Consider the following 10064-nt stretch of genomic DNA (forward strand, 5'->3'; position numbering starts at 1 on the left):
GCCCCGGCCGCCCTGGCCGCCGTTGGCACCGCCGCCGCCACCAGTGTTCTGGTCGTTGTTGAAATGGTTGGCATCGGTACCGCCGCCACCGGCGTTGCCGGGGGCACCGCGGCCGTTATCGCCGTTCGGGTAGCCGTCGTTCAAACCCGCCGGCAAGGCCAGAGGGCTGGTGCGCGTGTCGAGCAGCGCGTTGTTGTCGTTCACGTAGCGGGGTGTGCCCACAATGCCTTCGCCTTTGGTGGCGTGTGTATTCAGCGCTGCCGAAGAGCGGTAGTCAGTGTTGGTAGTAGTGGTGTTATCGCCGCCCAACTGCCGGCCGGCGCCACCACGGAAGCCTTTGCCCGAGGCATCGATGCTGTAGCCCGCCATGTTGAGCTGGCCAGCCACGCCGATAGCCACAATGCCGCCCGTGCTGCCATCCCAGGCAGCGGGTACGATGTTGGCGGCCAAAGTCAGGGTCGAATACTGCGGAATGCGCACCACCTGGAAAGTACGCTGGCCGGTGGTTGCCGTGGCTACGGCGTTCACGTAGCTGTTCTTCAGGGCCGTGGCCAGGGTAATGGTGCCACCAGAGCCCGCCGTTACCGTGGCGCTACCAGCAGCTACGGCTACGTACTCGTAGGTGCCGGCGGTGAAATTGGTCGTCACGCTGTTGCCGTTCACCGGAGTGCCCGGCTGGCCGCTGCCGTAGGTATTAGTGTTGCTGGCGTCGATGTCGGCACCCTGCATTTGAATAACCAGCAGTAGGTCGCCGGGAGCAATGTTGGTAGCTGCGCCACGGGCCGGGCCCACCTGAATAGTGGTGGAGCCAGCCGCCCGGGTTTGGGCCGCAATGCTGGGATAGTACGCGTTGGGGTTGGTCGAAAGCGTCACGGCGCCGTCTTTGCCGGCCGTGGCGCAGGGGGCCGGGGTACCGGCCGCGCCCGTGGGCGATACCACCGTGCTCACGGTAGCATTGGCCATCGAGCCGTTGTTGTCGCTGGCATCGGCATCAAAAGCACTGGTAGTGCTGGCGGCCGTGCCGGTTACGGTAGTGGGTGAAGCCTGCGCCACGAAACGCACCACATTCGTAACCGTAGCGCCGCTGGCAATGTCCTGCGGGGCAAAGGTTACAATACCGGTGCTGGGGTCGTAGGTGCCATTGGTCACCGTCACGGTACCGGCGGCCGGTTTGTTGGGCAGGGTGATGGTCACCACATCGTTGGTGGCCGTCTGGCCGCCGTTGTTGATAGTAGTAGCCGTGTATTGCACCGTCTGGCCCACCACGGCCGTGCTCGGGCCGTTAATGGTAGTGGCTACCGCCGCCGCCGCGGCCGAGTTGCACCACTCAAACTGCGGAATAGAAGTGAACTGGAAACCAGCATCGGCGTTGGCCGTCTGGTTGCTGTACGTCAGCGTCAGGCGCGTAATCGACTGCGGGAAAGTAACCGTCACGTTGTTGGCAGGGTCCGAATCCGAACCGGCAGTAGCCGTCACGGCATTGCCACCGCTGAACGTGTTGCCTACCCCAGTGCTCACGTTTGCCGACGAGAGCGTAATCAGGTTGCCGCTGGCATCATAGCCGTTGAACACCACCCGGTCGATGTATTCCTGGTCGGCATTGGTGGTAGTGTTGCGGTCAATGTCGCCCATCGTCATCGTGAAGTTGGCGACCGGCTTGCTGAAGGTGAACGTTACGCTCGAGCTTTTCGACGAGCCCGTGTTGTAGTTCTCCTGCCAGGCAATGCCCTTGCCGGGCAGGCCCGTGAGGTCTTGCACATCAAACGAGCTCTGCGTGTTGGAGCCCGCCGTAAACGGGTAAGCCGCCGGGCTGGCGGTCACGGTCACCCCATCAACGGTGATGCTGTTCGTGGCGGCGAAGTTTTCGCCAATCGTGCGCGACGTAAAATCGAGTACGCTGCGCTGCGTAGTGGCCGCGCCCGCGCTGCACAGGCCGTTGCTGACCGGAATGCCGTAGCCGGCCGCAGCGCCAATGTTGCCCGCGTTGTCGCGCGCCGAATAGGTAAACACGGCCGTACCGAAGTAGCCCGCTGCCGGGTCAAACGTCAGGTTGGCAGCGTCAGTAGTAGCAATTACCTGGTTCACGGCTACGGGAGTGCCGTTCAGCGCCAGTACCCCGGCCGAACCTGCAGGCAGCGTCCGAATAATAAAACCGTTCACCGTATTGGTCGTGGCCGGGTCGGGGGTGCCCACCAGTGGCAGCGACAGCGTTACGGCGCCGAATGAGCTCAGCAGCACCTGCGAGGTTTGCGGCTTGGCCGTGGGCGCTCCCACGTAAATCGTGTAAGTAGCCGAGTTCGAAACGGCACCGGTATTGTCCGTGACGGTGTAGGTAAAAGTATAAGGGCCCACAAAACCGTTGGCCGGCTGGAAAGCCAGGTTGGGGTAGGTGGTGAAGCTGTAGTTGATGGCCGTGTTGTTGGCAGTAATCACGCCGTTGGCCCCATTACCCGCGTTGTAAGCATACAGCGTGCCTTTGGCCCCGTTAGCGGAGGGCACGGTCACGGTAGCCGACGAAATAGTGTTCGGACTCGTCACCGTGTACTGCAGGTTGGGTATCAGCACCGCCGCCGAATTGACGGCCACGCCGGTCGAATAGTTTAGCGCCACGGGCGCCGCCATTGGCCGGGCACCGTTTCGCTTAACAGGCGCTTGCACCGGGGTTTCGGACACATTGCGGCCCGGTATCAACCGAAGCGGCGCAGCACTACGCAAGGGCCCATCCTGGCTCCAGCCAGGCAACGCCAGCAGCAAAAGCAGCCAGAACGTTTGTAGGGTTTGTCTCATAAGGGTGTGTTTGTGGAAAATGGGGAATGAAGCAAAATGAAATCAGGCGTTGTGAAGCCGGGTGCACAAAGGCATCCGCCGAGCTAGCGCCCGGTGCCGACTGGCCCGTGGGCCCGCAGCAGCAATGTGTGTTGTACTTGAAAGAATACGTGGCTCATTGACAGAATTGTAGCGCTTGAAAAGCGATGAAACAACCCAACTAACACGGTCTTTATATCTCCGCTAATCCTCCTATTGAACACTGCAAAATTATGTTTGACGGGATGGACAGGGCCGATAATTTCGACAAACACCACCTTTTACCCGATTAACGTTCACAGAAATCCCAGAACCGGCATTATCCAGCGTAACAACCAGTTAACATACCGTAGCATTTAAATGGCGCCGACTTACGAACTTTTTGTATAAGCGGATTTCAAAAACGTTTAAAATAAATCTTATTGCAATAGTCCAAGTATTTATAAATTCTAAACAAGTTACCGGGTACAATATCCATCCATGATTTCGTAGCCACTGGCTTATCACCAAGCCTGCGCATGGCCCTGTTACTAAACGATTAAATCTTGTCTTGGCCGCAATTGCACTGGCTGTCACCTATGGCCTGCCGCGTTAGGTTGCGCATACACCGTTTGCATCAAAAAAGCCCCTTCCCGCACAGGAAGAGGCTTTTTTGATGACTGAGTAGAACCTAAAATCGTTACCCACGCCCGCTGACCGCCACCAGCGCCCGCAGCGGCTCGTTGAAGCCTACCGCCTCAACCAGTTCCTCCAGCGGCAGGTGCAGACGGTACTTCCAGAAGTGGGTGGGGTTGCTGGGCACGTTAATTTGCTCGTCGTGCGGGTTGGCGCGGCGCAGGTGGCCATCGATGGCCAGCAAATCCTGCAGCGGGAAAATGGCCCACATGGCCGGCGAGTACAGGTGCTGCACCAGAATCTCGCGCGCCACCCAGGGCTCGCAGTAGAACGGCGCCACCTCGCGCCAGTGGCCGAGGATAGTTTCGAAGAAACGCTGGGTGCGCACCCGGTCTTCCTCCCACCAGCCGCGCACGGTGCTGGTGTCGTGGCTGCTGGGCGTGACGACGCTCAGGTAAGCCGCGTCGTTGGGGTGGCTGAACTCGACTTCGGGGTTTGAGGGCATGCGCTGCACGTTCAGGCCCAGCATGCCGAGCTGCTTCATCACGCCGGGCACCGAGGCGGGCACCATGCCCAGGTCTTCGCCGCAGATGAGCATGTCGGTGGCGTAGCGCACGGGCGGCAGCTTCGTCAAGCCCTGCTGACGCCAGAACTCCTCGTGGCGGCGGAAGAAGAAGTCGACGTAGATATCATCGTACAAGCGGCGACGGTCTTCCTCCGAATCGAGCTCGCGGAAGGAGTAGCTCTTGTTCAGGGTGATGCGCGGGTGGTAAAAGTCGTCGCCGGCGGGCACGAACAGCACCTCGTTCACGAGCCGGAACAGACCTTTTTCCAGCCAGGCAAAGTAGTCGGCGTGCTCGGGCTGCGCGGCCACTTTGCTGGCGATGTAGGCTTCAATCTTGCGCTGGTTATCGACGTGGGGCTTGAGGTGGATGCGGCCGTAGCTGGCATCGTCCATATACTCGTTGAATACGGCCTCGGCTTCGCCCTGGAAGATGTCCTGCAGCATGTGCCAGCGGATGTAGGGCTGGCACAGGCGCGAGTAGTCGAACCAGCCGAGGCGGCGCTCAATCTCGTGGCGGTGCAGCGGCAGGGCCGGCGAGAAGTGGCCCAGCAGGCCCTCCACCGACTCCACCGGCATTTCCCAGATGCGGAAGAAGCCCAGGATGTGGTCGATGCGCAGGGCGTCGAAGTAGCGGGCCAGGTGGCCCATGCGCTGCTTCCACCACAGGTAGCCGTCTTCGGCCATGCGCGTCCAGTTGTAGGTGGGGAAGCGCCAGTTCTGGCCGGTGGTCGAGAAATCGTCCGGTGGGGCGCCGGCCTGGGCGTTCATATGGTAGAGCTCGGGCTGGGTCCAGGCATCTACCGAGTGGCGGTAAATGCCGATGGGCAGGTCACCCTTCAGCACCACGCCCTTGGAGCGGGCGTAGTTCACGGCCTCGCGCAGCTGCTTGTCGAGGTGGAACTGGGTGAAGAAGAACAGGCCGTAATCGTCGTAATCGGCCGTGGTTTCGGTGGTGAGCTCGCCCAGATTCTGCGGCGAGCGGTATTCGGCGGGCCACTGGTTGAAATCGGCGGTACCGAACCGGTCGCGCAGGGCCGAGAAGGCCGCGTAGGGCACCAGCCAGCTGCCCTGGCTGGCCAAGAACTCGCGGTACTCCGGGTCGGCCAGGAAGGCGGCCTTCTCCTGCTTGTAGAGCAGCTTCAGGAATTTCCACTTGGCGGCCATCACCGGCTCGTAGTCCACGAAATCCTTGGCGTTTAGCTGCTCTTTCACCTGGGCCAGCTCCTTGGCGGCCTTCTTGTCTTTGAGCGCGGCAATGCCTTCGAGGTGGATGAACTGCGGGTGCAGGGCAAACACCGAAATAGCGGCGTAGGGGTACGAGTCGACCCAAGTGTGGGTGGCGGTGGTATCGTTGATGGGCAGAATCTGAATCAGCTTCATGCCGGTTTGCACGGCCCAGTCGGTCAGCAGCTTCAGGTCGGTGAACTCCCCTACCCCGAGGCCCTGGGCGCTGCGCATGGCAAACACGGGCAGGGCCACGCCGGCTCCACGCCAGGCATCGGCGTAGCGGTAGGCTTCGTCGTTGAACACGCGGGCGGCCGCGGTCTGCTGCGTGGCGGGCACCACGCGGTTTTCGCCGCCTTCCATATCGAGGGCGTGGCCGGCGGCCGCATCCCACATGGCGTATTTATAGAGGCAGTCCTCGCCGGGGTTTTGCAGCGTCACGGTGCCGGTCCAGGTCGGGTAGTCGGCATCCGACAGCACGAGGGCTTTGGTGTTGTCCCAGGAGCCCAGCGCCGGGTCGGAGCCGAGCACGCACAAGCCCAGGTGCGACTCAACGCGCGGGGCCAGCAGGCGGAACATGGTTTCGCCGGCGGCGGGGGCGGCGTTGGTTGTTGATTGTTGGTTGTTGGTCGTTGGCTCGGCTACGGCGGTTTTGGCCGCTTTCGTTTTGGCGGGCGCTTTTTTGGCTTTGGGTACCGGAGCCTCGGCAGCGGCTGAAGCTACTGTAGCGCGGGCCGGGCGGCGGAACAGGCCTTTGGTGAAGGCGGCGGTGAGCAGCTCGTTTTCGGGCTGAGCGGGGGCGCGCCAATAGTCGGCCAGGTGCAGGCGAGAGGCGTTAGCGGGGTTGTAGGAGATGTGGCGGTTGGGGCCAAACTCCCAGTGCTGCGCGCCGGTGTTGTCGTCGCGCAGCATATACTTATAGGTAAGCTCGGCAGCGGTATCGGGCAACTCGACTTCCAGACTCCAGCAGCCGGTGGCTTCGTCGTAGTTGAGGTCGACGGCCGCGGCGGGCTGCCAGTTGCCCAGGCTCGGGTGCGAGCCGCAAACGGCCAGGCGCTGGCCAAAAATAGTGCGGTAGGGTAGGGAGAAACGTAGTATCATGGGCAAACTGGTGGGGGTTGGGGACGCAAGATAGGCACTTGCCAAGGGAGGATTTATGAAGCCGGAAATGCGCCGAAATGCTCAAACGGTTGCGCACCAGCACGGCCAAAGCCGGGGCTTACGCAGACCGGGCAGCCGACGTTTAGCAACCCACCGGCCCGCGGCTCCGGCCAACCCGCGCCGCCGTTCTTGCGTTTGGAAGGGCTGCCCGCTTTGTGTCGTTGCTAATTCCTTCCTGCCTTGTCCACTTTTCTGCGCCGAACTCTTTATGGAATTCTAGGGCTACTGGCCTTCCTTCTGCTCCTTATTATTGGGGTGGTGGTGTTTCTGCAATTCCCGTCTGGCCAAGACTTTGTGGCCCGCCGCGCCGAAGGCTACCTGCGCGATAAGCTGAAGACCGAAGTCCGCATCGGGAAATTCCGCACCGACTTCCGCCACGCCATCAACTTCGACGGTGTGTACCTCGAAGACCAGCAGCGCGACACGTTGCTTTCCGTCGGCCACCTCGGCGTCGACCTCGATATCTGGGCCCTGTTGCACAAGCAGGTGAATGTGTCGAACGTGGAGCTGAACGACGGCCGAGTGCGCCTCACGCGCACCGAGCCCGATTCGGTGAACAACTACGACTTCATCATCAATGCCTTCACCGACCCCGCCGCGCCGGTCGATACCACGTCGTCGGGGCTGAAATACGACATCGGCAAAGCCCGGCTCACCAACATCTACTTCACCCAGAACGACCAGGTGACGGGCTCCGACATTCGGGCCCGCATCGGCGAGTTCACGGCCAATATGGACGAGGTAGATGTGGATAACTCCATTTACAAGGTGGATAACGCGGCGCTGCGGCGCTCGGCCATCCGCATCGTGCAAACCAAAACCGCCCCCGAGGTTGCAACTCCCGGTCCCACCGAGCCGCTGACGCTGCAACTGGGGCTGAACCACGCGGCGCTCGACAGCGTGGCCTTCGTGTATCAGAACGACCCGGCGGCGCAGTTCATCAGCACCCGCATCGGCCTAGCCGATGTCACGGCCAAGAACATCGACCTGCAAAAACAGCGCGTGACGCTGGGCAAGCTCACCCTGAAAAACACCACTTTCGCCTACGCCCAGAACGAGGCCGTACCAGTGGAACAGCGCGTGGTGAACCCCGCCGAGGCCGTGCGCAAGCTCGACGAAGCCACCGACAAGGCCAAAGCGGCTGCTGGCCAGGCGGCCGCGTCGCCGGGCTGGCGCGTGCGGCTCGATGAGTCTGACATCAGCGGGCTGGCGGTGAAGTTCGACAACTTCAACCAGCCGAAGCAGCGCACCCGGCTGCCGGCGCTCGACTACAACCACCTCGATTTCACCAACCTGACGCTGAACACGCACAACGTCAGCTACTCGGAGAACAGCACCACCGGCCGCGTCGATAACCTGGCCGGGCAGGAAAAGAGTGGCTTTAAAGTCGACTCTTGGAAGGCCAACGTGGTGTACGACTCGGTGCAGATTCGGCTCGACAGCCTCGACTTGATTACGCCGCACACCCGCATCCGCCGCACGCTGGCCATCGGCTACAAAGACCTGGCTGCGCTGAGCGACGTGAAGCAGCTGGCCAACCTCAAGATTGAAGGCGACCTGCGCAATGTGCGCCTGGGCTTTCGGGATATTCTGTACCTGGCCCCGAGCCTGGCCGGCACCTCCCCGTTCAACACCGGCCCCAATCAGAGCGTGCTGCTGAACGGGCAGATTGCCGGCCGAGTGGGCGACTTCTCGGTGCGTAACCTGGAGTTTGTGGGCCTGCGCAACACGGTGCTGAAGGCCCGTCGTGGCCGCATTCAGGGCCTGCCGAATACCGACGGGCGGCTGTATGCCGACCTCGACATTCAGGATTTCCACACCACGCGAGCCGATATTCTCAGCCTCGCGCCGAAGGGTAGCATTCCGAGCAACATCAGCATTCCGCCCACGGTGGCGGTGAGCGGCACCTTTAAAGGCCGGCCGACCACGCTGGCCTTCGATACTAACCTGAAGCTGCGCTCGACCTACGGCAACCTCGCGTTCAGCGGGCGGCTGGGGGCCAAGCAGGCTAACGGGCGGCAGCCGGTGGTGGGCACGTTCGCGGTGGGCGGGTTTGATTTTGGCAAGCTGCTGAAGGACCCCACGATTGGGCGCGTGACGGCCACGGGTCGCATCAACGCCACCGGCGACCTGCAAAACCCCAACACGCTGGTGGGCCAGGTGCGCGCCAACGTGCAGAGCGCCCGCTATAACGGCTACACCTACCGCGGCGTGGCCGCAACGGTTGACCTCGACCGCAACCGCTACGTCATCAACGCCAGCAGCAAAAACGACCCCAACCTGAACCTCGACCTGAGCGCCGTGGTGAACCTGCGTGACCCCAACAACCCCACCTACGAGGTAACCAGGCTGAACCTGCGCGGGGCCAACCTCACGGCGCTGGGCTTTTATACCGGCGGCGACCTGCGCGTGCAGGGCAACTTGGTGGCCAACCTGCGCGGCTCAAATTTGAATACCCTGAACGGCACGTTCAGCGGCACCAAGATTGTGATTGTGCGCGACAACCAGGCGTTTCCGCTCGACTCGCTCAACGGCCGCATCGTGCAGAATGACCGGCGCACGCTGGCCACCATCACCTCCGATATTGCCAACGTGAACCTGGATGGCAACGTGCACCTCGGCGACCTGGCCACCGAGCTGCAGCAGCACCTCGACCGCTACTTCGACGTGCCCGGCGTGCGCTACGTGCCCAACGGGGCCGACCGCCACTTCACCTACTCGCTGCGGCTGAAAGACCCCACACTGGCCACCAAGCTGGTGCCGGGGCTGAAGAAGATTTCGCCCTTCACGCTGGCCGGCGACTACTCGCGGCAGGCGGCCCGCCTCACGGCCACTACCAGCATCCCGGTTATCCGCTACCAGAACTACCGGCTCGACTCGCTGCGCCTGAACGTGGACTCCGACCCGCAAAAGCTGGACTACGGCCTGCGCCTGGCCCAAGCCGCCCAGGACAGCACCCTGAAGCTGCGCCGCCCGAGCATCATCGGCAACGTGGCCAACAACAAGCTATTTGCCCGCGCCGCCATTTTGGGTGATTCGGCCAACCGCGAGCGGCTGGCGGTGGCCGGCACCCTGCAGGCGCTGGCGCAGGGCGGCGGCCGGGGCAGCAGTGTGGTATACGAGTTTGTGGCCGCGCCCGAGCAGGTGATTAACTACGAGAACTGGACGGCCGGCGCCAACAACTTCGTGCGCTATTATCCCACCGGCGAGGTGGTGGCCGACGGCCTGAACCTGACCAACGGCCGCAGCTCGCTGGCCCTGCAAAGCCAGAACCCGCAGGTGCGCACCTCGCCGCTGGGCGTTACGTTCACGAATTTTGAGCTGGCCGAATTAGCTAAAATCGTGCAGCAGCAGGACTCGTTGGTGGCCGGGCAGCTGAACGGCACGGCTCGCATCGACAACTTGGGCAAGAAAAACCAGGCGTTCGCAGCCGATGCTACCATCAAAAACCTGGTATTCCAGAAGGCCCAGATTGGCGACATCGTGTTCCGAGCCACCAACCCGGCCGCCAACCGCTACGACATCGACGCGCGCCTTACCGGCGGGGCCTCGGGCACGGTGGGCGGCGCCGGCAACGACGTGCGCGTGACGGGTACCTACCTGGCCAGCAGCGCCACTCCGCTCGACCTGGTGGTGGATGCCAACCGCCTCAATCTGAAACTGGTGGAGCCGTTCTCGGTGGGCCAGGTGCGGC

General features: G+C 62.3%; 3 protein-coding genes. 1 reads left to right on the forward strand and 2 read right to left on the reverse strand.

Annotated elements, in window-relative coordinates; genetic code table 11:
* Nucleotides 1–2610, reverse strand: a 2610-nt coding sequence (locus ACYVDE_RS08065; RefSeq protein ID WP_460500970.1) for a beta strand repeat-containing protein, incomplete at its 3' end; no start/stop codon positions are given.
* Nucleotides 2611–3484: 874 nt separating this feature from the next.
* Nucleotides 3485–6310 carry a 4-alpha-glucanotransferase gene (locus tag ACYVDE_RS08070; RefSeq protein WP_460500971.1) on the reverse strand — a complete coding sequence of 942 codons (2826 nt, stop codon included), beginning with the start codon at nucleotides 6308–6310 and terminating at the stop codon, nucleotides 3485–3487.
* 240 nt (nucleotides 6311–6550) lie between these two features.
* Between ACYVDE_RS08070 and ACYVDE_RS08075 the strand changes: the two genes are divergently transcribed.
* On the forward strand, nucleotides 6551–10064 hold a 3514-nt coding region (locus tag ACYVDE_RS08075), incomplete at its 3' end, for a hypothetical protein (RefSeq protein ID WP_460500972.1).

It is taken from the genome of Hymenobacter agri (assembly GCF_054778495.1).